At 71.9% G+C, this 24,327-nt stretch carries 21 protein-coding genes; 8 read left to right on the top strand and 13 right to left on the bottom strand.

Translation table 11 applies throughout. The features are described from left to right. Positions 1 to 241 precede the first annotated feature (241 nt). From OIE47_RS34660 to OIE47_RS34635, 6 genes are all read left to right on the top strand, one after another. Complete coding sequence (locus OIE47_RS34660; RefSeq protein ID WP_326558763.1) at positions 242 to 1,627, top strand: diaminobutyrate--2-oxoglutarate transaminase family protein; 1,386 nt, start codon at positions 242 to 244, stop codon at positions 1,625 to 1,627. Further along, the gene (locus OIE47_RS34655) at positions 1,624 to 3,225 is read left to right on the top strand and encodes a pyridoxal phosphate-dependent decarboxylase family protein (RefSeq protein ID WP_326558762.1); all 1,602 of its coding nucleotides are present in this window, start codon (positions 1,624 to 1,626) and stop codon (positions 3,223 to 3,225) included. The genes OIE47_RS34660 and OIE47_RS34655 overlap by 4 nt, the downstream gene beginning before the upstream one ends. Continuing rightward, positions 3,222 to 4,601: a lysine N(6)-hydroxylase/L-ornithine N(5)-oxygenase family protein gene (locus OIE47_RS34650; protein WP_326558761.1), complete on the top strand. Its 1,380-nt coding sequence runs from the start codon at positions 3,222 to 3,224 to the stop codon at positions 4,599 to 4,601. Before OIE47_RS34655 ends, OIE47_RS34650 begins: the two co-directional genes overlap by 4 nt. Positions 4,602 to 4,682: 81 nt before the next feature. Then, positions 4,683 to 6,494 carry an IucA/IucC family protein gene (locus tag OIE47_RS34645; RefSeq protein WP_326558760.1) on the top strand — a complete coding sequence of 604 codons (1,812 nt, stop codon included), beginning with the start codon at positions 4,683 to 4,685 and terminating at the stop codon, positions 6,492 to 6,494. Position 6,495: 1 nt separating this feature from the next. Then, complete coding sequence (locus OIE47_RS34640) at positions 6,496 to 8,346, top strand: IucA/IucC family protein (protein WP_326558759.1); 1,851 nt, start codon at positions 6,496 to 6,498, stop codon at positions 8,344 to 8,346. Next, the gene (locus OIE47_RS34635) at positions 8,343 to 9,725 is read left to right on the top strand and encodes a glutamine synthetase family protein (RefSeq protein ID WP_326558758.1); all 1,383 of its coding nucleotides are present in this window, start codon (positions 8,343 to 8,345) and stop codon (positions 9,723 to 9,725) included. Before OIE47_RS34640 ends, OIE47_RS34635 begins: the two co-directional genes overlap by 4 nt. Before the next feature lie 98 nt (positions 9,726 to 9,823). Here OIE47_RS34635 and OIE47_RS34630 read toward each other — a convergent pair whose 3' ends face one another. From OIE47_RS34630 to OIE47_RS34620, 3 genes are all read right to left on the bottom strand, one after another. After that, positions 9,824 to 11,098 carry a type III PLP-dependent enzyme gene (locus tag OIE47_RS34630; protein WP_326558757.1) on the bottom strand — a complete coding sequence of 425 codons (1,275 nt, stop codon included), beginning with the start codon at positions 11,096 to 11,098 and terminating at the stop codon, positions 9,824 to 9,826. 19 nt (positions 11,099 to 11,117) lie between these two features. Further along, complete coding sequence (locus tag OIE47_RS34625) at positions 11,118 to 11,948, bottom strand: helix-turn-helix domain-containing protein (protein WP_326563321.1); 831 nt, start codon at positions 11,946 to 11,948, stop codon at positions 11,118 to 11,120. A 210-nt stretch (positions 11,949 to 12,158) separates the two neighbouring features. Then, positions 12,159 to 12,398 carry a DUF397 domain-containing protein gene (locus OIE47_RS34620; RefSeq protein WP_326558756.1) on the bottom strand — a complete coding sequence of 80 codons (240 nt, stop codon included), beginning with the start codon at positions 12,396 to 12,398 and terminating at the stop codon, positions 12,159 to 12,161. A 322-nt stretch (positions 12,399 to 12,720) separates the two neighbouring features. Here OIE47_RS34620 and OIE47_RS34615 point away from each other — a divergent pair, with 322 nt between their 5' ends. Continuing rightward, positions 12,721 to 13,011, top strand: coding sequence for a hypothetical protein (locus tag OIE47_RS34615; protein WP_326558755.1), 291 nt, complete (start codon positions 12,721 to 12,723; stop codon positions 13,009 to 13,011). Positions 13,012 to 13,297: 286 nt separating this feature from the next. Next, the gene (locus tag OIE47_RS34610; RefSeq protein ID WP_326558754.1) at positions 13,298 to 14,227 is read left to right on the top strand and encodes an EamA family transporter; all 930 of its coding nucleotides are present in this window, start codon (positions 13,298 to 13,300) and stop codon (positions 14,225 to 14,227) included. 77 nt (positions 14,228 to 14,304) lie between these two features. Here the strand turns inward: OIE47_RS34610 and OIE47_RS34605 are convergent, their stop codons facing one another. The 10 genes from OIE47_RS34605 to OIE47_RS34560 all read right to left on the bottom strand — a co-directional run bounded on the left by OIE47_RS34605 (position 14,305) and on the right by OIE47_RS34560 (position 24,292). After that, positions 14,305 to 14,745: a DoxX family protein gene (locus OIE47_RS34605; RefSeq protein WP_326558753.1), complete on the bottom strand. Its 441-nt coding sequence runs from the start codon at positions 14,743 to 14,745 to the stop codon at positions 14,305 to 14,307. Positions 14,746 to 14,896: 151 nt separating this feature from the next. Then, positions 14,897 to 16,180 (bottom strand): sensor histidine kinase, encoded by a 1,284-nt coding sequence (locus OIE47_RS34600; protein ID WP_326558752.1) that lies wholly within the window; start codon positions 16,178 to 16,180, stop codon positions 14,897 to 14,899. Beyond that, positions 16,180 to 16,851, bottom strand: coding sequence for a response regulator transcription factor (locus OIE47_RS34595; protein ID WP_326558751.1), 672 nt, complete (start codon positions 16,849 to 16,851; stop codon positions 16,180 to 16,182). Before OIE47_RS34595 ends, OIE47_RS34600 begins: the two co-directional genes overlap by 1 nt. A 197-nt stretch (positions 16,852 to 17,048) precedes the next feature. Further along, on the bottom strand, positions 17,049 to 18,554 hold the full coding sequence (locus tag OIE47_RS34590; RefSeq protein ID WP_326558750.1) for a PQQ-dependent sugar dehydrogenase: 1,506 nt from the start codon (positions 18,552 to 18,554) through the stop codon (positions 17,049 to 17,051). A 95-nt stretch (positions 18,555 to 18,649) separates the two neighbouring features. Next, complete coding sequence (locus OIE47_RS34585; protein WP_326558749.1) at positions 18,650 to 19,114, bottom strand: nuclear transport factor 2 family protein; 465 nt, start codon at positions 19,112 to 19,114, stop codon at positions 18,650 to 18,652. 71 nt (positions 19,115 to 19,185) lie between these two features. Then, entirely contained in the window at positions 19,186 to 19,725 is a 540-nt protein-coding gene (locus OIE47_RS34580; protein ID WP_326558748.1) for a nucleotidyltransferase domain-containing protein, read from the bottom strand. Between the two features lie 132 nt (positions 19,726 to 19,857). Continuing rightward, the gene (locus OIE47_RS34575; RefSeq protein ID WP_326558747.1) at positions 19,858 to 20,331 is read right to left on the bottom strand and encodes a hypothetical protein; all 474 of its coding nucleotides are present in this window, start codon (positions 20,329 to 20,331) and stop codon (positions 19,858 to 19,860) included. Between the two features lie 149 nt (positions 20,332 to 20,480). Beyond that, positions 20,481 to 21,653 (bottom strand): 4-hydroxybenzoate 3-monooxygenase, encoded by a 1,173-nt coding sequence (locus OIE47_RS34570; protein ID WP_326558746.1) that lies wholly within the window; start codon positions 21,651 to 21,653, stop codon positions 20,481 to 20,483. A 21-nt stretch (positions 21,654 to 21,674) separates the two neighbouring features. After that, entirely contained in the window at positions 21,675 to 22,871 is a 1,197-nt protein-coding gene (locus OIE47_RS34565) for a CynX/NimT family MFS transporter (RefSeq protein ID WP_326558745.1), read from the bottom strand. Beyond that, a complete protein-coding gene (locus OIE47_RS34560) occupies positions 22,829 to 24,292 on the bottom strand; it encodes a benzaldehyde dehydrogenase (RefSeq protein WP_326558744.1) in 1,464 nt (487 codons plus the stop codon). Before OIE47_RS34560 ends, OIE47_RS34565 begins: the two co-directional genes overlap by 43 nt. Between the last annotated feature and the right edge of the window lie 35 nt (positions 24,293 to 24,327).

Genomic DNA, 24,327 nt, shown 5'->3' with positions numbered 1-24,327 from the left:
GACGGACAACCGAGAGAAACGCGGTCGGGGAGGGCGTGCCAGGATGGGCGCATGATCGCGAGTGGACGGACCCGGGACGGGGTCGGAGCTGGCGGTCCACCGCTGCCGGCGACCGGAAGCCGGGTGACGAGGGATGGGCGATTCCAAATGACTTTTCGGACATTTACCGAAAAGCTGCCCGTCCGAGATGCCTGCGGTCGTCATGATGTGGTAGTTAGGTGAGGCTAACCTTGGAGGCATCGTGGTCGTCTCGCAACTCCCGTCATCCCTGCCTGCCGCCCAGGCCGTCGCCGACGTGCTGGGCCGCCAACAGGATCGCGAGTCCGCCGCCCGGACCTACGCGCGCACGCTACCGATCGTGCCCGTCCGCGCCGACGGGATGGTCGTCGAGGGCGCGGACGGCCGACGCTACCTCGACTGCCTCTCCGGCGCCGGCACCCTCGCGCTGGGCCACAACCACCCGGTGGTCGTCGACGCGATCCGCCGACTGCTCGACTCCGGTGCCCCGCTGCACGTACTCGACCTCGGCACGTTCGAGAAGGACGAGTTCACCACCACGCTCCTGGACACGATGCCCGGTGGACCCGACGGTTGGCGGCTGCACTTCTGCGGACCGGCCGGCACCGACGCCGTCGAAGCCGCGCTGAAGCTCACCCAGATCGCGACCGGACGCTCCGGCGTACTCGCCTTCACCGGCGGCTACCACGGGATGACCGCCGCCGCGCTGGCGGTCAGCGCCAACGTCGGGGTCAAGTCGCCGCTGCCGCGAGCCGCGATCGAGGTCACCCGGCTGCCCTTCCCGTACGACTACCGGTGCCCGTTCGGCCTCGGCGGTACGTTGGCCGCCGACCTCGCCGCCCGGTACGCCGAGACGATGCTCACCGACCCGCACTCCGGTGTGGTGCCACCGGCCGCGATGATCCTCGAACCCGTACAGGGCGAGGGCGGGACCGTGCCCGCCCCGGACGGGTGGCTGCGCGAGATGCGCCGGATCACCGCCGCGCAGGGGATTCCGCTGATCGTGGACGAGGTGCAGACCGGGGTCGGCCGTACCGGTGCGTTCTGGGCGGTCGAGCACTCCGGTGTGGTGCCGGACGTACTGGTGATGTCGAAGGCGATCGGCGGCAGCCTGCCGCTGGCCGTCATCGCGTACCGGGAGGAGCTGGACACCTGGCGGCCGGGCGCGCACACCGGCACCTTCCGCGGCAACCAGCTCGCCATGGTGGCCGGCTCGGCGACCGTACGCCACGTCCGGGAGTCCGGACTGGTCGAGCGGGCCGCCACGGTCGGCGACCGGATGCTGCGCGAACTGCGGCTGCTGCAGGGACAGCAGCCCGCGATCGGCGACGTACGCGGGCGGGGTCTGATGATCGGCCTGGAGATCGTCGAGCCGGACGCGGCGGCGAACGCCATCGGCGCCCGCCCGGCCGCCCCCGACCTCGCCCGCCGGATCCGCGCCGAGTGCCTCGACCGTGGACTGATGGTGGAACTCGGCGGCCGGCACGACGCCGTGGTCCGGCTGCTCCCGCCCCTGACCATCACCGACCTCCAGGTCGACGCGGTGCTCGCCCGGCTGGCCGACGCCGTCCGCGTCGCCAGCTCCGGCTACCCGGGATCCCGGCGATGACCGAGCAGCGGCAGCCCTCCTACGACCCGCTGGACACGGCACTGGCCGGCGGTGCCGACGGCCCCTCCGCCCTGGGTCCCCTGGTCGACGTGGCGCTCGACGCGCTCCGGCTCGGTGCGCACCGCCGCGGCGGCCCGCTTCCCGCCGGTACGCCCGCCGAGGTGGCCCGTGCCGTCGCCGCCGCGACCGGTGGTGCACTCCTGCCCGACCGGGGGACCGGTGCGCGTACCGCGCTCGCCTCGCTCGCCACCGAACTCGCCGCCGGCACCGCCGATCCGGCCGACCCGCACTGCGCCGGGCACCTGCACTGCCCACCGCTGGCGGTGGCGGTGGCCGCCGAGGTGGCCGCCGCCGCACTGAACCCGTCGCTCGACTCCTGGGACCAGGGCCCGTCCGCGACCGAACTCGAACCACTGGTGATCGCCACCCTGGCCGGGCTGGTCGGCTACCCGACCGACGGCTCGGGCGGTGTGATCACCACCGGTGGCACCGAGTCCAACCTGATGGGTCTGCTGCTGGCCCGCGACGCCGCGGTGCTCGCCACCACCGGGTCGACCGCGGCCACCGTCGGGCTGGGCGCGGTCGGTTCGCGGCTGCGCTACTTCTGCAGCGAGGTCGCCCACTTCTCGGTACGGCGCAACGCCGCCCTGCTCGGCCTCGGCGAGGAAGCCGTGGTCCCGGTGCCGGTCGACCGGGCGTACCGGATGAACCCGGCGGCGCTCGCCGACCGGCTGGCCGCAACCGTGCGTGCCGGTGGCGTACCGGCGGCGGTGGTGGCGACGGCGGGCACCACCGACTTCGGCAGCGTCGACCCGCTGCCGGAGATCGCCGAGATCACCGCCCGCCACCGGACCTGGCTGCACGTCGACGCCGCGTACGGCGGCGGGGCGCTCTTCTCCGACCGACTCGCCGGCCTGCTCCACGGCCTGTCCGGAGCCGACTCGGTCGCGCTGGACCTGCACAAGCTCGGCTGGCAACCGGTCGCCGCCGGGGTGTTCCTGACCGCCGACGCCGCCGCGCTGGCGCCGCTGTCCCGGCGGGTGGCCTACCTCAACCCGGCCGACGACGAGGCGGCCGGCTACCCGAGCCTGCTCGGACACTCGCTGCGCACCACCCGGCGGGTGGACGCGTTCAAGCTCGCGGTCACCTTCCGCGCCCTCGGACGCCACGGACTGGGCGCGCTGGTCGACGCGTGCCACGACCTGGCCCGGCACGCGGCGGCCCGGATCGCCGCCAGTCCGTACCTGGAACTGGCCGCCGAGCCGGTGCTCACCACCGTCGTGTTCCGCTACCGGGCCGGTGCGCGCGGCGACCGGGTCAACGCCGCCCTGCGCCGGCGCCTGCTCGCCGACGGGTCGGCGGTGGTCGGCCGCACCGAGGTCGGTGACGCGGTCTGGCTCAAACTCACCCTGCTCAACCCCCACGCCACCAGTGCCGACGTGGACGCGTTGCTGGACCTGGTGATCCGGGCCGGTGCCGCCGAGCAGCAGGCCGCCGCCGAGCAGCAGACTGGTACGCGGCGACCCGGTGCAGCGGCACCGAACGCCGTCGCCCCCAGGGCGAGGACCAGCGACACCCCGGAGGAAGCCAGCCGATGAGCACCGACGCCGTACCGACAGTCACCGACCCCGATCCGGTCGACACCGGATACGACCTGGTCGGGATCGGCCTGGGGCCGTTCAACCTGGGACTCGCCGCGCTGGCCGAACCGATCGCCGGCCTGCGTACGCTCTTCGTCGACGCCCGCCCCGACTTCGCCTGGCACCCCGGCCTGCTGCTCGAGGGCGCCCAGTTGCAGGTGCCGTTCCTCGCCGACCTGGTCTCCCTGGTCGACCCGACCAACAGGTGGTCGTTCCTCAACTACCTGCGCGAGCACGACCGGCTCTTCCCGTTCTACTTCGCCGAGCGGTTCCACGTGCCGCGCCGCGAGTACGACCACTACTGCCGCTGGGTCGCCGAATCGTTGCCCTCCTGCCGGTTCGGTGCCCGGGCGGACCGGCTGCGCTGGTCCACCGAAACCCGACGGTTCCTGATCGACCTGACCGACCCGGAGACCGGTGGAACCAGCCGGATCACCGCGCGACACGTGGTGCTCGGGGTCGGCACCGAGGCGGTGGTACCCGAGTCCCTGGCCCACCTGGTCGGCGAGCACATCTTCCACGCCGAGCACTACCTCGACCGGCAGCCGGCACTCGCCGGTGCCCGCGACGTCACCGTGGTCGGATCCGGCCAGTCCGGCGCCGAGGTCTTCCTCGACCTGCTGCGCCGCGCGCCGGAGCAGGGCTGGCGGCTGCGCTGGCTCACCCGGTCGCCGGGCTTCGCCCCGATGGAGTACTCGAAACTCGGGCTGGAGCACTTCACCCCGGACTACACCGCCTACTTCCGGGACCTGCCGGAGTCCACCCGCGACCGGCTCGTCCCCGAGCAGTGGCAGCTCTACAAGGCGATCAGCGCCGAAACCATCGACGAGATCCACACCCTGCTGTACGAGCGGTCCGTCGGCGGTTACCGGCCCGAGGTGGCGCTGACCGCGAACGTCGCGGTGGAGTCCGCCACCGCCACCGAGGACGGCTACCTGCTCTCCTGCCGGGAGACCCGCCAGCAACGGTCGTTCACCCTCCGTACGGACCGGGTGGTCCTGGCGACCGGTTACCGGGCCCGCCGGCCGGCGCTGCTCGAACCCCTGGCCGACCAGGTGCTCTGGGACGCCCAGGGGCGCTACCGGGTGGACGCCGACTACCGGGTGTCGCTCACCCCGGCGATCACCGGCTCGCTCTTCGTCCAGAACGCCGAACTGCACACCCACGGGATCGGCACACCCGACCTGGGGCTCGGCGCCTGGCGCAGCGCCACCATCCTGAACGCCGTCACCGGCGGGAAGGCGTACCGGCTGCCGGCCCGGACCGCGTACACCGGGTTCGGCGTACCCGAGGACGCGGTCGAGCGGGACCTGCCGGACGCACGGGCGCACTGAAGCTCCGCCCGCCGGCCGCCACCCACCGGTAGGCGCCGGGCCCACCCCTGGTCACCGAACCCGCCCCCACGAAGGAGCGCCGTGCCCGTCGAGCCCGCCACCGCACCACCGCCGCACCTCGTACCGGAGCACTGGACCGCCGCCGGGCGTACGCTGCTGGCCCGCACGATCGCCGAAATGGCGTACGAGGAAATGGTCACCCCGCGCCCCGACGGCCCGGCGGAGAACTGGTGCCTCGACCTGCCCGACGGGGTGACCTACGCCTTCCGGGCCCGCCGGGGCGCGTTCGGCGCCTGGCGGATCCGGCCGGAGAGCCTGCGACGGCGGGCCGGCGCGAACGAGTCACCGGCGACCGACCCGACCCGGTTCGTGGTGGACGCCGGCGACGTGCTCGGCCTGACCCGGGCGGTCCTCGCCGACCTGATCCGCGACCTCACCGCCACCCACGCCGCCGACGCCCGGCTGCACGCCCGCGCGATTCCGGCCGCCGACCTCGCGGACCTGTCCCACGAGGACCTGGAGGCGCACCAGACCGGCCACCCGTGCATGTTCCTCAACAAGGGACGGCTCGGCTTCTCCGCTGCCGACACCGCCCGGTTCACCCCGGAGGCGGCCGGCGACTTCCGGCTGGTCTGGCTCGCGGTCACCCCCGCGCTCGCCCGGTTCAGCTCGGTACCGGGGCTGGACCGGGAGACCCTGCTCGCCGGGGAACTCGACCCGACCACCCGCGCCGAGTTCGCCGATCGGGTACGCGACCGGGGCGGCGACCCGGACGCCTACGTCTGGCTGCCGGTGCACCCGTTCCAGTGGGACGAGGTGATCCTGCCGCTGTTCGCCGGGCAGATCGCCGACGGCAGCGTGGTCTACCTCGGCGAGAGCGCCGACCGGTACCGCCCGTTGCAGTCGATCCGCACCCTGACCAACCTGGACCGACCCGGACGGCGCAACGTCAAGGTCCCGCTGATGATCCGCAACACCCTGGTCTGGCGCGGCCTGTCCGAGGCGCAGACCACCTGCGCGCCCCGGCTCACCACCTGGCTGCAGGACCTGCGCGACGGCGACGCCTTCCTGCGCGACGAGTGCCGGGTGGCGATGCTCGGCGAGGTCGCCTCGGTGACCGTGCCGCACCCGACCTACCGGGATCTGCCGGACGCCCCGTACAAGTACCAGGAGTTGCTGGGGGCGATCTGGCGGGAGCCGGTGCACGGCTACCTGGAGCCGGGGGAGCGGGCCCGGACCATGGCCACCCTGCTGCTGGAGGGCGGGGACGGGCGGGCGGTGGTGAGGGAGCTGGTCGACCGTTCCGGTCTGGGGGCGGGGGAGTGGCTGCGGTCGTACCTGGGTGCGCTGCTGCCGCCGCTGCTGCACTACCTCTACCGCTACGGCGCCTCGTTCACCCCGCACGGGGAGAACGTGGTGCTGATCAGCGACGCGGCCGAGCGACCCAGCCGGATCGCGCTGAAGGACTTCGGCGCCGACGTCGAACTGCTCCCGTTCGACCTGCCCGAGTACGCCCGCATCCCCGCCGAGGCCCGCGACCGACTGCACCGCTGGCCGGCCGGCGACCTGGCGCACTCGATCCTGTCGGCGATCTGCGCCGGGCACTTCCGGTTCTTCACCGACATCGTGGAGCGGCATCTGGGCGTACCGGAGCGGGAGTTCTGGTCCCTGGTACGCGAACCGATCGACGCCTACCACCGGCGTTTTCCCGAACTGGCCGAGCGGTTCGCCTGGTTCGACCTGCTCGGGCCGGAGTTCGGGCGGGTGGCGCTCAACCGGGAGCAACTGCTCGGCGGCGGCTTCCACGACCGGGCCGAACGCGACGCCGAGTTCGACGTCATGTACGGCACCCTGGCCAACCCCCTGCACCCGGCCCGAGTCGACGGAGACTGAGATGGACATGCTCATCCCACCCGGTCTGGCCCCCGGGACCTGGCAACGGGTCTGCGGCACGCTCGCCGCCAAGATGGTCGCCGAACTCGCCTTCGAGCAGGCACTGACCCCGGAGCCGCTGGGCGACGGCCGCTACCGGGTGCCGGTCCTACCCGGTGTCGGGTACGAGTTCGTCGGCCGGCCGACCGCGATGGACTCCTGGCGGATCGAGCCCGACTCCCTCGTCCGGGTCGCCGACGACGGAAACGAGCCGGCGGACCCGTACCGCCTGCTGCTGGACCTGCACGGGGCATGGGGGCTGGATCCGGCGGTCACCGCGCTGACCGTGGGCGAGCTGAGCGCGACCCTCTCCGCCGACGCCTGGCTGCTGGAGACCGGGCTACCGGTCGCGGAACTGGCCGAGCTGCCGCACCTGGAACTGGAGGGCCACCAGACCGGCCACCCGTGGATCTTCGCGAACAAGGGCCGGGTCGGTTTCTCGTACGCCGACCGGGCCCGGTACGCCCCCGAGTCCCGCCACGCCGATCCCCTGCACTGGATGGCCGTGCACCGGGACCTGGCCAGCTTCCACGGCGTACCGGGGCTGGACGAGGCGACGCTGCGCGAGCGGGAACTGGACGGCCCGACCCGGCGGCATTTCACCGACCTGCTCGCCGGTCGGCGGCTCGACCCGGCCGAGTACGTCTGGCTCCCGGTGCACCCGTGGCAGTGGGACGAGGTGGTGCTGCCGCTGTTCGCGGCGGAGGTGGCTCGGCGGCAGATCGTGCCCCTGGGTGAGGCACCGGACTCCTACCGGGCGCAGCAGTCGATCCGTACGTTCGGCAACGTGTCCCGGCCGGACCGGTTCGACGTCAAGCTGCCGCTGTCCATCCTCAACACCATGGTGTACCGGGGCATCCCCACCGAGCTGGTGCACGCCGCCCCGCACGGCACCACCTGGATCCACGCCATCCGGGACGCCGATCCGTTCCTGCGGGACGAGTGCCGGGTCATCCTGCCCGGCGAGGTTGCCGCGGTGGCGGTCCGGCATCCGGTGTTCGAGGCGTTGCCGGAGGCGCCGTACCGGTACCGGCAACTGCTCGGGGTGATCTGGCGGGAGCCGGTGGCGGGCAGCCTGGACCCGGGTGAGCGGGCCCGTACGCTGGCCGCGCTGCTGCATGTCGACCGGGCCGGCCGGGCGTTCGTCGCGGAGTTGGTCGAACGGTCCGGGCTGGCGCCGACGCGTTGGCTGGCCGCCCTCTTCGCCGCCGTGCTGCCCCCGCTGCTGCACCTGCTCTACCGGTACGGCATCGGCTTCAACCCGCACGGCGAGAACGCGATCGTCGTCTACGACCACGCCGACGTGCCGGTCCGGTTGGCGGTGAAGGACTTCGTCGACGACATGAAACTGCTCGACGAGGACCTGCCCGAGTACGCCGACCTGCCGGCCGAGGCGCTCGGTGTACTGATGCGGTTCGGTGCGGAGGAACTGTCCGGGTCGATCGTCAAGTCGTTGTTGATGTGCCACTTCCGTTACCTCGCCCCGCTCTGCGCCGAGCAGCTCGAAGTGCCGGAGGAGGAGTTCTGGCGGTTGGCGCGGGCCGAGATCGTGGCGTACCAGGCCCGGTTCCCGGAACTTGCCGACCGGTTCGACCGGTTCGACCTGCTGGCGGCCGAGTTCGGCCGGGTCTGCCTGAACCGGGAACGTCTGCTGCCCGGTGGTTACCACGACCGGGCCGAACGGGACGCCTCGTTCCACCTGGACGTCGCCCCGGTCCCGAACCCGCTGCACCTGCCCCCGCCCGGCTCCCTGGCTGGCTTCTTGGCCGGCTCCTCTGCCGGCTCCCCGTCGGACCCGGAGCGGGCCCGATGAGCACGGATCCGAACCCGTTCCCGATGCCGGTCGAGCGGCTGCGGGCCGAGGTGGCGGCCGGTCGGATCGACAACGTCATCGTTGCCGTACCCGACCTGCAGGGGCGGTTGCAGGGGAGCAGGCTCGACGGCGAACACTTCTGCGAGCGGGTCCTCGTGGACGGCTTCGCCGCCTGCGTCTACCTGCTCGCCGTGGACGTGGAGATGAACACCGGGCCGGGGTACGCCGTCGACCCGTGGGCCGCCGGCTTCGGCGACCTCAACCTCACCCCGGACATCCGTACGCTGCGCGAGCTGCCCTGGGATCCGGGCACCGCACTGGTGATCGCCGACGCGCACCGGCCCGACGGTCGGCCGCTCGGTTTCGCGCCACGGCACGTGCTGCGGACCCAGCTCGACCGGCTGGCGCAGCGGGGACTGACCGCCTACGCCGGCACGGAACTGGAGTTCATCCTGTTCCGGGACAGCTTCCAGGAGGCACACGACCGGGACTACCGCGGTCTGCGTACCGCCACCCGGCACAACGTGGACTACTCGCTCGCCGGGGTCACCGAGGTCGACCCGGTGCTCCGGCGGATCCGGCGCGAGATGACCCGGGCCGGCCTGAAACTGGAGTCCGCGCGCGGCGAGGTCCACCCCGGACAGTACGAGATCGTCTTCCGGTACGCGGACGCGCTCACCACCTGCGACAACCACGCGCTCTACAAGACCGGTGTACGCCAGATCGTCACCCAGGAGGGCCTGGCCGTCACCTTCATGGCCAAGTACGACGAGGGCGAGGGCAACTCCTGCCACGTGCACCTGTCGCTGCGCCACGTCGACGGCACCCCGGTCTTCGCCGGTGACGGCACCGGGGACAGGGCGGGCATGTCACCGCTGATGGAGCACTTCGTCGCCGGGCAACTCGCCGGGCTGCGCGAGCTGACCCTGCTTCAGGCACCGAACATCAACTCGTACAAGCGGTTGGCGCCGGGCGCGTTCGCCCCGACCGGTGTCGCATGGGGGCGGGACTACCGCACCTGCCCCATCCGGGTCGTCGGTACGGGCGACTCGCTGCGGATCGAGCACCGGGTGGCCGGCGGCGACGCGAACCCGTACACGGTGGTTGCCGCGATCATCGCCGCCGGCCTGCACGGCATCGACCGGGAACTGCCACTGCCGCCGGCCCAGTCCGGCAACGCCTTCACCGCCACCGACCTGCCCCGCCTGCCGGGATCACTGGCCGAGGCCGTTCACCTGTGGGAGAACAGCTCCCTCGCCCACGACGCGTTCGGCCAGGAAGTGGTCACCCACTACGCCGCCGCCGCCCACGCCGAACTAACCGAGTTCGCCCACGCGATCACCGACTGGGAACGCCACCGAGGCTTCGAACGCCTCTAACCCCCACCGGCCCCCTTGACTGCGTTGATCATGAAGTTAGCGACGGGTTCCGGCCCTTGGCGGGTCGCTAACTTCATGATCAACGGGGTGTTCGGCGGTCAGGGGAGGAGGGTGCGGGTGGCTGGGGGGTGGGAGAGGAAGGAGGGCATGGCGAACTCCCAGCCGTAGGAGCCGGCCATGGGGAAGACGATCAGGTCGCCGGCACGGACGGCGGTGACCGTCACGTCCCGGGCCAGGGTGTCCTCGGTGGTGCAGAGTTCGCCGACCACGGTGACCGGTTGTTCGCGTACCTCGGGGCGGGGGTACGGATGCGGCCAGTCGGCCACCGGCAGGACCGCGAACCGGTGCGGGATGTCCCACGAGGTCGGCAACTGGAAGTGGTTGATCCCCCCGCGCAACACCACGAACCAGGTGCCGTACGCCTGCTTCACGTCGACCACCTCTGCGGCGTACCAGCCGGCGTCGGTGACCAGGTAGCGCCCCGGTTCGAAGAGCACCCGACAGTCCGGCGGCGGTGCGAGATCCGCGAGCAGGCTGCCGAACTCCTTGACGTCGAACGGCTGCTCGCCACCGAACGGCACCCCGAGCCCACCGCCGACGTCCACGAAACGCAGGTCCAACCCGTACGCCTCGGCGGTACGCCGGCTCCAGTCCAGGCACCAGGCCACGTACGCGGCATGCGCGGCGGCGTCGAGGTTGTTGCCCACCACGTGTACGTGGAAGCCGACCACCCGCAGCCGGGGCAGGGTCGCGGCCAGCCGCAACACGTCCGGCACCGCTGCCTCGGGAATGCCGAACTGGGTGGCCGAGCCGCCCATGGTCAGTGCGCCGCTGACCGACACCGTCGCCGGGTTGACCCGCAGGGCGACGTCCACCCGGCGGTCCAGCCGATCGGCCACCACCTGTAGGCGGTGCAGTTCCAGCGCGCTCTCCACGTTGACCAGGTCGACGTCGAGGTCGACCAGCCGGTGCAGCAGCCGTTCGGTCTTGGCCGGCCCGGCGGCGACCATCAGCCCGCCGTCACCGCGCGCCGACGAACCGGTCGAGGGCACCTGTCCGTCCAGCGTCGCCTGCACGTGTCGGGCCAGGGTCGCCTCGGCGGCGGAGGCGACCTCGAAACCGTCGACGTACGGGGCGAGCGCGTGCACCAGCGGGGGATAGGAGTTGGCCTTCACCGCGTAGCAGATCCGGGCCCAGTCGGGCAGTGCCGTCCGCAGTTCGGTGGCGCGACGGATCGCCACCGCCGGGTCGTACAGGTAGCCGCTGACCGGCTCGCTCGCGCCCGTACGGGACAGCAGGTGGTCGCGGATGGCCGGGGGCAGGTCCGCGGCGGTGAGTGCCGGTCGTCCGGCGGCGGAGGGGGGCAGATCCAACGCGTCAGCTCGTTGTCGCTCAGCGGTCGAGGTCGGCCAGGATACGGGCCAGGATGTCCGGCGTACGGGCCGGTGGTTCGGCCTCCACACAGACCCGCTCCATCGCCGCGGCGTAGTGGTCGACGTCGTCCCGCTTGTCCAGGTAGAGCGCGCTGGTGAGCTGTTCGATGTAGACCACGTCGGGCAGGTCCCGGTCGGGGAAACGCAGGATGCTGAACGCCCCGCCCGCGGCGGCGTGCCCACCGGACGCGAACGGCATCACCTGGAGCCTGACGTTCGGCAGTTTGGTGGCCTCGATCAACGCGTTGATCTGGCCCCACATCACCTCGGGGCCACCGATCGGCCGGCGCAGCGCGGCCTCGTCCACGACCGCCCAGAGCTGCGGCGCATCCGGGCGGGTGAGCAGTTGCTGCCGGGCCATCCGCAGATTGACCCGACGCTCGACCTCCTCGCTCGCGGCCGCCCGATGGCCGAGCAGGACAACCGCACGGGCGTAGTCGCGGCTCTGCAACAGGCCGGGGATGAACTGCACCTCGTAGGTACGGATCAGCGACGACGCCGCCTCCAGCCCGAGATAGGACTGGAACCACTGGGGGAGGATGTCGCCGTACCGGTGCCACCAGCCGGGCTCGTTGGCATCGCGGGCGAGCCCGAGCAGCACCGCGCGTTCACCGTCGTCATGTACGCCGTAGAGGGTCAGCAGGTCCGCGACATCACGTTCCTTGAAGCCGACCCGGCCCAGCTCCATCCGGCTGATCTTCGACTCGGAGGCCCGGATCTCCCAGCCCGCGGCCTCCCGGGTGACCCCGTTCGCCTCGCGGAGCCGGCGCAACTGTGCGCCGAGCAGCATGCGCAACACGGTGGGACCGGTGGCGGTCTCGCCGTCGGGCCGTGTAGTCGTCATGCACCTACCTCCCGATACTGCGCGCGGCCAGGACGGCCGGCTTTACTGCGGCGTAAGCATGCCATGACCGCGTGCTGTACGGGATCAACGGGAGGGCTCGAATATCAGCGGGTCTCCCACCCTCGGCAGAGCCCGATTCTCACCGGGTCCGGGCGCTCATGTGATCAGGTCGTCGAAGTCGCCGTCGCGCGCACCGAGGATGAAGGCGGTGATCTCGGCCGAGGTGTAGATCAGGGCCGGACCGTTCGGGTCCCGGGAGTTACGGACCGCAATTCCCGCACCACCGGGTAGCTCCGCGAGCTCGACGCAGTTCCCGCTGGGATTGCTGCGGCGGCTCTTCCGCCAGGCGATGGGCGGTAGCTCGGTGACGGGGATCCCGTTGTATGGCTGATTCATCGAAGTCTCTCTCAACGGCCAGGACAGGCCGGGTGTCGGTCAGGTCGCAGCCCGGGATCCTGTTCCCGGGCGGAGGTGGGCGGCGCGGTACCGCTCCTTCTCTCGACCACTTTGCATGGTCATCTGCACGTGCATCTGCTCTTGCGTCTGCATCGCACAGCGAGCATGATAGCGCTTGTGTAGGTGTGCCCGGTTACTCACGGTTAGTAATTGGAGGGTGGGTCGGCCCGTGACGAAACAACTGCTCGGGGTTACCGCCAACCGAGCCCGCACGTGCGCTGACCACCCGACAAGCCACGCAACGACAGGAGGCTAGGTAGAGATGGCCGCACCGACCATCGACCCGAACCAGCGTGACCCGCATGACGTGGTACCCACCGACAGTTACCAACCGACAGACCCGGTCTGGATCTTCCGTTCCGGCACCTGGCGCGCCGGTGTGGTCGAGGTTGCCTCGGCGGGCGCCGCCACGGTCACCTACCGGCCCAGCGGCGCTCGGGGCACCGGTGTGGACACCCTGACCGCCCGGTACGTGCTGCCGCGCGCCGACCTCGACCCGCTCGACGCGGTGAGTGGCATGCAGCGCCGCCTCGACGTGGCCGAACTGCGCTGATCCGTTCCGGCTCGGGCGCCCCGACGACGCGGCGCCCGATGCCGTCGAACGTGATCCGCGGCCCGGCAACCGGACCGCGCGCGGTTTGTTGGATGCGCGCCGCGCGCGGTTGCGGTTACAGTGGCGCCGTGCACCGACGCTTCCCGATCACCCCGCCGCCCCGCTCCTGAGCGGGGCAGTGCGCTCTCCACGTCACGCCCTCTGAGCTGACGTCGCCCGTATCCGGGCCGGTTCGTCGTGCCCCGCTTCCGCGACCAATTCCTTCTCGTCGCAGGAGCGTCTTCCCATGCTTGTCTCGTCAACGCCGATGGCGGCCGCCCGCCACCGTACCGGCGTCGGTCTGTCCTATCTCGCCCTGGCCGGAGTGCTCTGGGGAACCGGCGGGCTGCTCGGCAGCCTGCTGGGCCGGCACGCGGGTCTGTCCCCGGTGGCGGTCGCCACCTACCGCCTCGCGGTGGGCGGTGTGCTGCTCGTCCTCGTGCTCCTGTTGTCCGGTCGGCCGTTGCCACGCAGTCGGCCGGCCTGGTCCCGCATTGTTGTGCTGGGCATGCTCTTCGCCCTCTACCAAGCCTGTTACTTCGGCGCGGTGGCGCTGACCTCGGTCTCACTGGCCACCCTGGTCACCATCGGCACCTCGCCGGTGCTGGTGCTGGCCGCGGACTGGGCGACCACCCGGCGTCGGGCGAGCCGGCGGATGATCGGCGCGGTCTGCCTGGCCGTCGTCGGCCTGGGCCTGCTGGTGGGCCTGCCTGCCGGCGGGTACGCACCGAGTGCCGTACTGGCCAGCGCGGGGCTGGCACTCCTCTCCGCCGGAGGCTTCGCCACCGTCACCCGACTCGGCGCCAGGCCGGTCGCCGGCCTGGACGAGCAGGCCGCGGTCGGGCTCGGATTCGGTGTCGGCGGACTGCTCCTGGCACCGTTCGCCGTCTCCACGGTCGGGTTGGGTTTCCAGCCGAGCCTGCTCACCGTGGGGCTGCTCGTCGCCCTGGGTGCCGCACCGACCGCGCTGGCGTACACGTTCTACTTCCGTGGCCTGCGTACCGTGGGCGCCAGCACGGCGGTGGTGGTGGCGCTGCTGGAGCCGTTGACCGGTGCCCTGCTGGCGGCGATTCTGCTGCATGACCGGCTCGGTGCGCCCGGCGTCGCCGGGGCGGTCCTGCTCGCGGTGGCGGTGGTGCTCGCCGGGAGCGCGTTCGGCCGGTCCGAACCGAGCTGACCGGGGCCGGCGGGCACATCCGGGGATCTCCGGGGTGCCCGCCGGCCGACGAGGTCGACCGGAGCCCGTCCCCCGGGTCAGGCCACCGACGCGGGTTGAGGCTCCGACCGACGGGATCGCTGCAGGGCGGACAGCCCGCGGTCCAGCGACCACGGTCCCGGCCCGAGCACGGCGATCAGCAGGAACGACCAGCAGAACAGCGCGGACAACTCGCCGCCGTTGTTCAGCGGCAGCAGGTCGTCCGGCTGGTGGACCACGAAATAGGCGTACGCCATGGAGCCCGAGCAGAGTACGGCGGCCGGGCGGGTACCGAGTCCGACCAGCACCAGCAGCCCTCCGACCAGTTGGATGACCGCGGCCCACCATCCGGGCCAGGTGCCGAACGGGATGGCGTCACCCGATCCACGGCTGCCGCCGAAGACGCCGAACAGCGACGACGCGCCATGCAGGGTGAAGAGCAGGCCGACCACTATCCGGTAGAGGGACGTGACCAGGTCGGGTAGACGAAGGGAATGCACAGTGACCTCCTCGCGGATCAGCGGATAGGAGTTTTGTACAGGTCGTTTTTCAGATTGATTTCAAAGCCGTCGATGGCGAAGACCATCGGTGGGCATTCGACAGCCGCACCGGGTGACTTTGCGCGGGCGCGTCGACGAACGGGCCGAACCGCTACGTGTCGGCGCCGAGTTGCCGCACAAAAAGCCGCCGGACGCCCCGAAGCTGTCCCTGTACCGACGCGGGGAACCGTCTCGTGGGAAGCCGCACCGTGAATGTCGCGCCCCGGCCCGGATAGCCCTCGGCCTCGATCGTGCCGTGGTGGCTGGTGACGACCTCCCGCAGCAGGGCCAGCCCGAGGCCGAAGCGGTGGTCGCCGGAACCCGCCCCGCGATGGAACCGGTCGAAGATCCGCCGCGCGTCCGCCTGGTCGAAGCCCTCGCCGGTGTCCGCCACCACGATCTCGGCGTAACCGTCGCCGGCCTGGAGCGTCAGGCGGATCCGGCCACCGGCGGGAGTGTGGATCAGCGCGTTCGCGAGCAACTCGCCGACGACCCGGCGCAGCGCCGACTCGACCCCCGGTACCGGCAGTGGGCCGTCGGGCGTCTCGACCGTGACCGTGACCTGGCGCTCGGCGGCGCGTTCGGTCTCCGCGGCGACCGTCGCCGCGACCAGCGTGGTGAGGTCGACCGGCGGGTTCGGTCGCCGGCCGCTGGGAGCCGCGGCGAGCTGGGCCGAGAGGAGCAGGTCGTCCACGATCTCGCCGAGTCGCCGGGTGGTGCCGACCAGCCGTTCGAGGTCGTGCAGGTCCGTGGACGTTCCGCCGGTACGCGCCCGCTGGGCCAGCAACTGGGCACGGGTGTGCACCTGGGCGATCGGGGTACGCAGTTCGTGGCTGGCGTCCGCGACGAAGCGGCGTTGACGGGTGAGCGCCTCCGCGAGCGGTGCCACGGCCCGGCGGCCGACGAGCACACCGGTCAGCACGGCGGCGAGCAGCCCGACGGCCGCCGCGAGGCTGAACGCGAGCAGCAGGTGCCGCCGGTCGGAGAGCTGGAAACGCGCGTCGAACACCGCCTGCACCACCGCGTCGCCCCGGACCTCCGTACGCACATGGTAGACCGTGTCGTTGCGGGTGATGGTGGTGATCTCGGTGGCCCCGGTGGCGGCCACGGTGTCCAGCGCCTCGTGCAGCGGGAAGCCGGGGGGCGGGGGATTGGTGCCGGTGTCCACCGTGCTGCCGTCGTACCGGAAGATCCAACTGCAGGCGGGTGGGCCGGCGATCGTGCCGTACGTCGTGCCCCACTCGAGCTCACGCTGGATCTGGGCCTCCTGGCTCTGGACCAGGGCCGCGTACGAGATGCCTGCGCCCAGCAACAGCAGCGCGCCGATGGACAGGCCGACCAGCAGGCCGATCCGTAGCCGGGCCCGCCGGACGATCATCCGCTCGGCCGACTCCATCAGAGAGTGCCGAGTCGGTAGCCGAACCCGTGCACCGTACGGATCACCGTGCGGCCGAGCTTGCGTCGGAGGTAGTAGACGTAGGTGTCCACGATCGATGCGGCAGCGGCCTCGTCGAAGACACGGCGGCGCAGTTCGCTCCGGGGGTGCACGGCGTTGGGCCGGGCCGCCAGCACACGCAGCAGCTCGAACTCACGGGAGGACAGCGCCACCCGGGTGCCGTCGGCCAGCAGGACGTCACGCGGTGCCAGGTCGAGCAGCCCGGAGCCGATCCGCAGCACCTCGGTGGAGTCGGACGTGCGCCGGCACAGCGCCCGCAGCCGGGCACTCAGCTCGTCCAGGTCGAAGGGTTTGACCAGGTAGTCGTCGGCGCCCGCGTCCAGCCCGGCGATCCGGTCGTCGACCGTACCGAGCGCGGTGAGCATCAGCGTCCTCGCCGGGACCGCCCGTGAGCGGAGCCGGGCCACCAGGTCGAGCCCGTCGAGCGCGGGTAGCAGGCGGTCGATGACCATCACGTCGTACGGCCGGGTCAGTCCGAGATGCAGGCCACGCTGACCGTCGGGTGCGCGGTCGACGACATACCCCTCGTCGCTCAGCGTCTCGGTGAGCAATTCCGTGAGGTCCGCGTCATCCTCGACCAGCAGCAGCCGGTTTGATCTTCCGCCGCGCATTCGTCAACAATCGCATAGGTCTAGCCCGATGAAAGCAGTGATAGTTGTCTCTCGAATCATTCGAACCGGACCGGGCCGACATGCGTGCAGCAATGGCCGATTCTCGGTTCGTGTGCCGGTGTGCGTGCGTCGGGACACGGCTGCCCGTCGTGCCGGCGTTGGACCGGCCGGCACGACGGATCAGTCGGCACGACGGATCAGCCGGCGCCGCAGAGGGTCCCGTTCAGGCGGAACTCGACCGGTCGTGGAGTGTTGCCGGAGTGGTTCGCCTGGAAGCCGAAGGTGGTGCTCGCGTTGGTGGCGATGGTGCCGTTCCAGGCGGCGTTGCGGGCGCTGACGTTCTGGCCGGTCTGGGTGATCACCGAGTTCCACCCGCCGGTGACCTGCTGGGTGCCGGCGAACGCCCAGGTCAGGGTCCAGCCGTTCACGGCGGGGCCACGGTTGGTGATGGTCAGGTTCGCGGTGAATCCGCTGGCCCACTGGTTGGTCTGCCAGCCGACGGTGCAGGAGCCGAGACCGGTCGGTGGCGGTGTGGTCGGTGGCGCCGTCGTGGGTGGTGCCGTCGTCGGCGGGACGGTGGTGGGTGGTGTGGTCGGGGGAGCGGTGGTGGGCGGAGGAGTGGCGTCCAGCGGCGGGAAGCGCAGGATCCGGTCGTCGGTCGCGGCCGGCGTACCCCGCCCGTCGCGGTTGCTGGTGCTCACCCAGAGCGAGCCGTCGGGGGCGTAGACCACCGTGCGCAGCCGGCCGTACGCACCGGTGAGCTGGGCGACCGGGGTGCCGGCGCCGCCGTTGCCGGTCAGCGGTACGGTCCACAGCCGGGTACCGCGCAGAGCGGCGACAAAGAGCCGGTTGCCCGCGATCGCGGCACCGCTGGGTGAGGCCTCGGCCGTGGTCCAGGTGACGATCGGATCGCGGAAGCGCGGGTCGTTCGCCCGGCCCTCCACCGTGGGCCAGCCGTAGTTCCCGCCGGGCACGATGTAGTTGACCTCGTCCCAGGTGTTCTGCCCGAACTCGCTGGCGTAGAGCCGGCCCTGCGCGTCCCAGGCCAGACCCTGGACGTTGCGGTGACCGAGGCTGTAGACCAGCGACCCGGCGGTCGGGTTGTCCGGCGGTACGGTCCCGTCCGGCCGCATCCGCAGGATCTTGCCGTTGCGGCTCTGCGGGTCCTGCGCACTGGCGGTCTGGTTGGCGTCACCGACCCCGGCGTAGAGCATCCCGTCCGGACCGAACCCGATCCGTCCGCCGTCATGCACGGTCGCCCGGGCCAGCCCGGTGAGGATCGGTTGCTGGGTCTGTGCCGCGGTGAGCCGGAAGCGGACGATCCGGTTGTCGCTGGCGGAGGTGAAGTACGCGTACACGTACCCGTCCTGGCCGTAGGTCGGCGACACGGCGAGCCCGAGCAGCCCCGCTTCACCGCCCGCCGAGACCCCGGAGATCAGGGCCACCTGCTGGGGCGTCTGCCCGGGGCGCACCTGGAGTACGCGGGCGCTGTTGCGCTCGGCGACCAGCGCGCTTCCGTCGGGCAGGAAGGCCATCCCCCATGGTGTCTGGAGGTTGGTGGCGACCACCTGGGGCCGGCTGAAGTCGAAGTCTCCGATCGCGGCGACCCCGGCTCCGCCGGCTGCCGGTGCGGTCACGGCGACCAGCCCGGCGACGCCGACGCCGAACGCGGTGGCCAACCCGACAACGAGGCGACCTCTCATCTCCACCCTCCCGAATTACGACGACAACCATCAATTCAGTGACGGCTGTCAATGTAACACGGATGCGTGGGAGCGTGCCCATCGTCGCGGGTGGTTCAGTCCCGGGCAGCCAGGAACCCGTCCAGCCGCTGCCGACCGGTCTGCCGCAGCACCCGCCGGCCCGCCGGGGTGAGCGCCAGCAGTCGTCCCTTGAGGCCCAGGGCCTGCGCCGCCCACCGCCGTACGTCGAACTCGTCGCGATGGGTCAGGATCAGGCCGTCGGCGAAGGTGAACCGGGCGCGTACGTCGTTGCGCACGGTCCGGCCGCCGAACGGGTACGTGGCGATCCAGTGCGCCGAGCCGCCGCTGTCGTCCGCGACGATCTCCGAGACCTCGACCCCGGCACGCGCCCGCGCGGTGAGCATCAACCACATGCCCCGCACCTCCCGGGCGTCAAGATCGGGGAAGAGCGGGTCGGAGAACCGGGCCCGGTCGGAGTAGCTGGCGCCCATCGTGGCGCCGTCACCCGCGGCCAGGGCGGCGTAGAACCGGGTGAGCAGGGCGACGTTCGGATGTTCCACGGGTACCTCGTGATGGGTGAGGACGCCGGTCGGCGTCGACGGTGCGCGCCGATCGGTGCGGGTGCTGCCGGTCAGTCCGGTGGGAGAGCCGTGCGGAGCAGGAGGATATCGGTACGGTCCTTGTCCCGGCGGGCCAAGCCGGGTACCCAGACCGGCATCATCCGCTTGATCTCGATCTGGGCCGTCGCCGCGATGACCGGACAGGTCAGACCGGCGAGCCGGCCCGGTGCCGCGTCGAGCATGCCCGCAGGCCACGGCTCACCGGCATAGGGCCCGCCGGCCACCACCACCCGACCGGCACCGTCCCGGTCGAGCAGGGCGATGCCCAGTTCGACGTCGCCCCGGACCAGGTCACGCTGCTGGTCCCGGGGTGCGCCGCCGGTCGGGCGGAAGCCGAGCACGGCCAGGGCGTCGGTCAACCTGTCGGCGTCCGCAGCCCAGCAGAACCAGTCGACGTCCACATGCGTGCGGGTCCGTGACCCGAGGAGGAAGTCCATCGCCCAGCCGCCGCGCAGCCAGACCTCGATCCGCTCCCGCTCGGCCACGGCCAGCATCTCGGCGATCGCCAGCAGTTGCCGCTCGGAGAGGTCGTCCCGGTCCGGTTCGCCCATCGGGGTTCGTGTCCCTGCTCCCGGCCGGTCGGCCGCTGTCCGCCCAGCACCGCCGGTATGGGGGCAGCGGCGGTACGCCGAGCCGGCCACCGCCCGGAAACGATAGCGCGCCGGGTGGCGGCGCCGGTCCGACTACTGCCCGCCCGCGCCGGCCTCGTCGGCCAGCGTGAACAGCCATCGCGCCGGGTCGGCCGGCCGGTGCCGGCGGGGCCGGAACGGCACCTTGCCGAGCCCCTGACCCGCGTCGCCGAAGCGGAACTCGTACGACTCGATCCGGTCCACCGTGGGCGACACGCCCAGGGCGCCGAGGAACGGCTCCACCCACTGGCTGCGTCCCTTGCCCCAGATCATCATGGCCCGGATCTCCAGCCCGAGCGGGGAGGTGACCACGACGGACTCGGGGAGCAGACCGTCGACGTACCGGTGGCGGGTCCAGCCGGGGTGGTCCCGCAGCAGGCCGTTGAGAAACCATTCGAGTTGGGCGCAGATCCGTTGCAGTCGTTCGTGTCCGGCCGGCGAGCCGTGGTCGGTCATGGCGAGATATGCCCGTACGCCGACCGCGAGTTCGGTGCGGAGTTCGTCGAGTGCGTTCTCGGATTCACCCATGGCGCCACCTCCGCGACGAATGTGGATGTGGACGAGCCACATTCATGGCGTTCAGTGTGGCGTAGTTGGCGTGCCTTTTTCGGCCCGTGTCGCATTATCACCCGCCGATCGGTGGTGGAGACCCCGCCGGGAGCCCCCGCGGCAGCCGGTCACACCTCGGGCAGGCCGACGTAGTTCTCGGCGAGGCTGGTCGCGTACGACCTGGAGGTGGCGACGTAGCGCAGGGTGGACAGTTGGAGTTGCACCTCGTAGGGGTCGTGGCTGTCCAGCCGGTGCAGCATCGAGGTCATCCACCAGGAGAAGTGCTGTGCCCGCCAGACCCGGCGCAGGGCGGTACGGGAGTAGTCGCGCAGCAGGTCGTCGCGGCCGTTCGCGTACCAGGCGGCGAACGCGTCCCCGAGTAGCGCCACGTCGGCGAGGGCCAGGTTCATCCCCTTCGCGCCGGTCGGCGGCACGATGTGCACCGCGTCCCCGGCGAGGAACAGCCGCTCCCACTGCATCGGCTCGACCACCAGGCTGCGCATCGGGGTGATGCTCTTCTCCAGGATCGGTCCGGCGTTCACCGACCAGCCCGGCACCGTCTCCAGCCGGGTACGCAGTTCCGCCCAGATCTGCTCGTCCGGCCACTGGTCCAGCCGCTCGTCCGGATCGACCTGAAGGTAGAGCCGGGACACCTCGGGGGAACGGAGGCTGTACAGGGCGAATCCCCGCTCGTGGTTGGCGTACACCAGTTCGTCGACCGCCGGCGCGGCGGCGGCGAGTACGCCGAGCCAGGCGAACGGGTAGGCCCGCTCGTACGAGGTGAGCACCCCGTCCGGGACCGAGCCACGGCTGGTCCCGTGCGACCCGTCGCAGCCGGCGACGAAGTCGCAGTGCAACTCCACGTCATGACCGCCCTGCCGGAACCGGATCACCGGTGTCGACGAGTCGAGCCCGTGCAGGCTGACGTCGTCGACCTCGAACACGATCCGTCCACCCGCCGCGATCCGGGCACTGATCAGGTCCTTGACCACCTCCTGCTGCCCGTACACGGTGATCGCCCGGCCGGTCAGTTCGGTCATCGGCACCCGGTACGCCTCCCCGGCGAAACGCAGCTCTATCCCCTCGTGCCGGCTTCCCTCCCGGGCCAACCGGTCACCGAGTCCGGTGTCGCGCAGCAGGTCGACCGAGCCCTGCTCCAGTACGCCGGCCCGGACCCGGCGTTCGACGTAGTCCCGGCTACGGTGTTCGATCACCACCGAGTCGATCCCGCGCAGGTGCAGCAGGTGCGACAGCATCAGTCCGGCGGGTCCCGCCCCCACGATCCCAACCTGGGTACGCATCGGTTTCTCCCTGTCCCTCGCTCAGACTTGTCGGTCCCGGGCAGCGCCCGCACCCGCGAACGTCATCACCGCCACCGCGACCAGCAGGGTGAGCAGTGGCAGGGTCCAGCCGCCGGAGGCGTCCCGGAGCAGCCCCATCAGCAGCGGTCCGGTCGACCCGACGAGGTAGCCGACCGACTGCACGGTGCCGGACAGGTCGCGGGCGGATTCGGGGGTGCGCGCCCGCAGCACGATCAGGGTCAGCGCGAGGCCGATCCCGGCGCCCTGGGCGAGGCCGGCGATCGCGCACCACACCGGGTACGCCCCCGGTGCCACCAGCAGCCCGGCCAGTCCGAGCGCCCAGCCGGCGCAGACGACCACCGTCAGGGCGCGTTGGTCCGGCCGACGTACGGCGAGCATCGGGGCGAGCACCGCGGTCCCGACGCCGAGCACGTTGAACAGCGCCAGTCCCCAACCGGCACCGGCGACCGACACCCCGTGGTCGCGCAGCAGCGCCGGCAGCCAGGCGAGCACGCCGTAGTAGGTCAGCGCCTGCATCGCCATGAACGCGGCGAGTTGCCAGGTCAGCGGTGCCCGCCGGACCGCGGCGGCGCCGACGGTGACCGTCGGGGCGGCGTGCCGGTGACTCAGTTGCGGCAGCCAGACCAGGGCGGCGACCACGGCCGGGGCGGCGACGGCGAGCAACGCCACGCGCCAGCCCAGCCCGGCCGAGTGTGCCAGGGGGACGGTCACCGCCGCCGCGAGCGCCGCCCCGCCGGTCATCGCGGCCGTGGTCAGCCCGGTCAGCAGGCCCTGTCGGTGCGGGAAGTCCTGCTTCACCACGCTGGGCAGCAGCACGTTGCCGATGGTGATCCCGGCACCGATCAGGGCCGTACCGGCGATCATCGCGGGGACTCCCGGGAATACGCGCAGCACGCTGCCGGCGACGACGCCGACCAGGGCCGCCAGCAGCGCCGGTTCCACCCCGATGCGGCGTCCGAGCAGCGCCGCCGGCGAGGACAGCAGGCCGAAGCAGAGCACCGGGAGCGTGGTCAGCAGCCCCGCCGTCGCCCGCGCCAGGTCCAGGTCGGCCTGGACGTCGGGCAGCAGCGGGGACAGGCCGGCGATCGCCGCCCGCAGGTTGAGGGCCAGCAGGAGTACGCCGAGCAGCGTCAGCCACGGCGCGACCCGGCGGCTCAGAACGGGTACCGGGTGATGGCACCCTGCAGCGTGACCCACTGGGTCTCGGTGAACGCGTCCACGTTCGCCGCCGCACCACCGAACCGGGCCCCGGTGCCGGACGACCCGACGCCGCCGAACGGGGCCACCGCCTCGTCACCGACGGTCTGGTCGTTGATGTGCACGATCCCGCTGGGGATCCGCTCGGCCAGGTCGAGGGCCTTCATCACGTCCCGGCTGAGGATGCCGAGCGATAGGCCGTACTCGGTGTCGGTGGCGAGGGCGACCGCCTCGTCCAGGTCGCCGAAGCTGATCACCGGGGCGACCGGTCCGAAGACCTCCCGGGCGAACGCGGGCGTGCCGGGGTGGACCCCGGCGAGCACCGTCGGCCGGTAGAACAGCCCGTCGTACGTGCCGCCGGCGGCCAGCGTCGCTCCCTCCCGGACACTCTCCGTCACCAGGCCGTGTACTTTGTCCCGCTGGTTCGCGTCGATGATCGGGCCGAGGGCGACCCGGTCCCGGGCCGGGTCACCGACCGTCAGCCGGTCGGCGTGCTCGGCCAGCTCGGTGACGTACCGCTGCGCCACGCTCTCGTGCACCAGGTGCCGGCCGGTGGTCATGCAGATCTGCCCCTGGTGCAGGAACGAGCCCCACGCACCGGCGGAGACCGCGAGGTCCAGGTCGGCGTCATCGAGCACGATCAGCGCCGAGTTCCCGCCGAGTTCGAGGTGGGCGCGCTTGAGGTGCCGGGCGGCGGCCTGGCCGACGGCGCGACCGGCGGCGGTGGAGCCGGTGAAGCTGATCACCCGTACGTGCGGGTCGGCGACCAGTGCCTCGCCGGTCTGCGCCCCGCCGGGCAGCACGTGCAGCAGCCCGTCGGGGAGTCCGGCCTCCTCGAACACCCGGGCGATCGACACCCCACCGCTGACGGCCGTACGCGGATCCGGTTTGAGCACCACCGCGTTGCCCAGGGCCAGGGCCGGGGCGACCGAGCGGATAGCCAGGATGAGCGGGAAGTTGAACGGCGCGATGACCCCGACCACACCGACCGGGACCCGGCGGGCGAGGCTCAGCCGGGGCGAGGTGGACGGGATGACCTCGCCGAGCGGGCGGGACGGCAGGGCGGCGGCCTCGTAGCACTCCTGGGCCGCGATGTGTGTCTCCAACTCGGCCTTCGGCGGGATCGCCCCGGACTCGCGGACCACCCAGTCGCCGACCTCGGCCGCGTGCTGCTCCCACAGCTGCCCGGCCCGGCGCAGCACCGCCGCGCGTTCCTCGAAACCGGTTGCCGCCCAGGCGCGTTGGGCGGCGGACGCGCGGGCACAGGCCCGGCTCACGTCGTCCGGCGAGGCGATTCCGGTACGGCCGAGTTCGGCCCCGGTTGCCGGCTCGATGACCGCGGCGTCGCCGCCGTCGGCCTTGGCCCAGCCGTCGCTGAAGACCTTGCCGTGCCAGGTGGTGGTGGGGTCGAGCAGAGTCACCGGGTCCTCCTTCTCGCGGGTGGCAGGCTGGGCTG

It is taken from the genome of Micromonospora sp. NBC_01796, assembly GCF_035917455.1.
Taxonomy (GTDB): Bacteria; Actinomycetota; Actinomycetes; order Mycobacteriales; family Micromonosporaceae; genus Micromonospora_G.
This window is presented reverse-complemented; position numbering and strand designations above follow the sequence as displayed.

Bases quoted from the DNA above. Each gene is read 5' to 3' on its own strand.
- OIE47_RS34580 (WP_326558748.1), bottom strand. From the start codon at position 19,725: ATGGGCGAACCGGACCGGGACGACCTCTCCGAGCGGCAACTGCTGGCG.
- OIE47_RS34575 (WP_326558747.1), bottom strand. From the start codon at position 20,331: ATGGGTGAATCCGAGAACGCACTCGACGAACTCCGCACCGAACTCGCG.
- OIE47_RS34600 (WP_326558752.1), bottom strand. From the start codon at position 16,180: ATGGAGTCGGCCGAGCGGATGATCGTCCGGCGGGCCCGGCTACGGATC.
- OIE47_RS34615 (WP_326558755.1), top strand. From the start codon at position 12,721: ATGGCCGCACCGACCATCGACCCGAACCAGCGTGACCCGCATGACGTG.
- OIE47_RS34625 (WP_326563321.1), bottom strand. From the start codon at position 11,948: ATGCTGCTCGGCGCACAGTTGCGCCGGCTCCGCGAGGCGAACGGGGTC.
- OIE47_RS34655 (WP_326558762.1), top strand. From the start codon at position 1,624: ATGACCGAGCAGCGGCAGCCCTCCTACGACCCGCTGGACACGGCACTG.
- OIE47_RS34650 (WP_326558761.1), top strand. From the start codon at position 3,222: ATGAGCACCGACGCCGTACCGACAGTCACCGACCCCGATCCGGTCGAC.
- OIE47_RS34635 (WP_326558758.1), top strand. From the start codon at position 8,343: ATGAGCACGGATCCGAACCCGTTCCCGATGCCGGTCGAGCGGCTGCGG.
- OIE47_RS34595 (WP_326558751.1), bottom strand. From the start codon at position 16,851: ATGCGCGGCGGAAGATCAAACCGGCTGCTGCTGGTCGAGGATGACGCG.
- OIE47_RS34590 (WP_326558750.1), bottom strand. From the start codon at position 18,554: ATGAGAGGTCGCCTCGTTGTCGGGTTGGCCACCGCGTTCGGCGTCGGC.
- OIE47_RS34620 (WP_326558756.1), bottom strand. From the start codon at position 12,398: ATGAATCAGCCATACAACGGGATCCCCGTCACCGAGCTACCGCCCATC.
- OIE47_RS34570 (WP_326558746.1), bottom strand. From the start codon at position 21,653: ATGCGTACCCAGGTTGGGATCGTGGGGGCGGGACCCGCCGGACTGATG.
- OIE47_RS34640 (WP_326558759.1), top strand. From the start codon at position 6,496: ATGGACATGCTCATCCCACCCGGTCTGGCCCCCGGGACCTGGCAACGG.
- OIE47_RS34610 (WP_326558754.1), top strand. From the start codon at position 13,298: ATGCTTGTCTCGTCAACGCCGATGGCGGCCGCCCGCCACCGTACCGGC.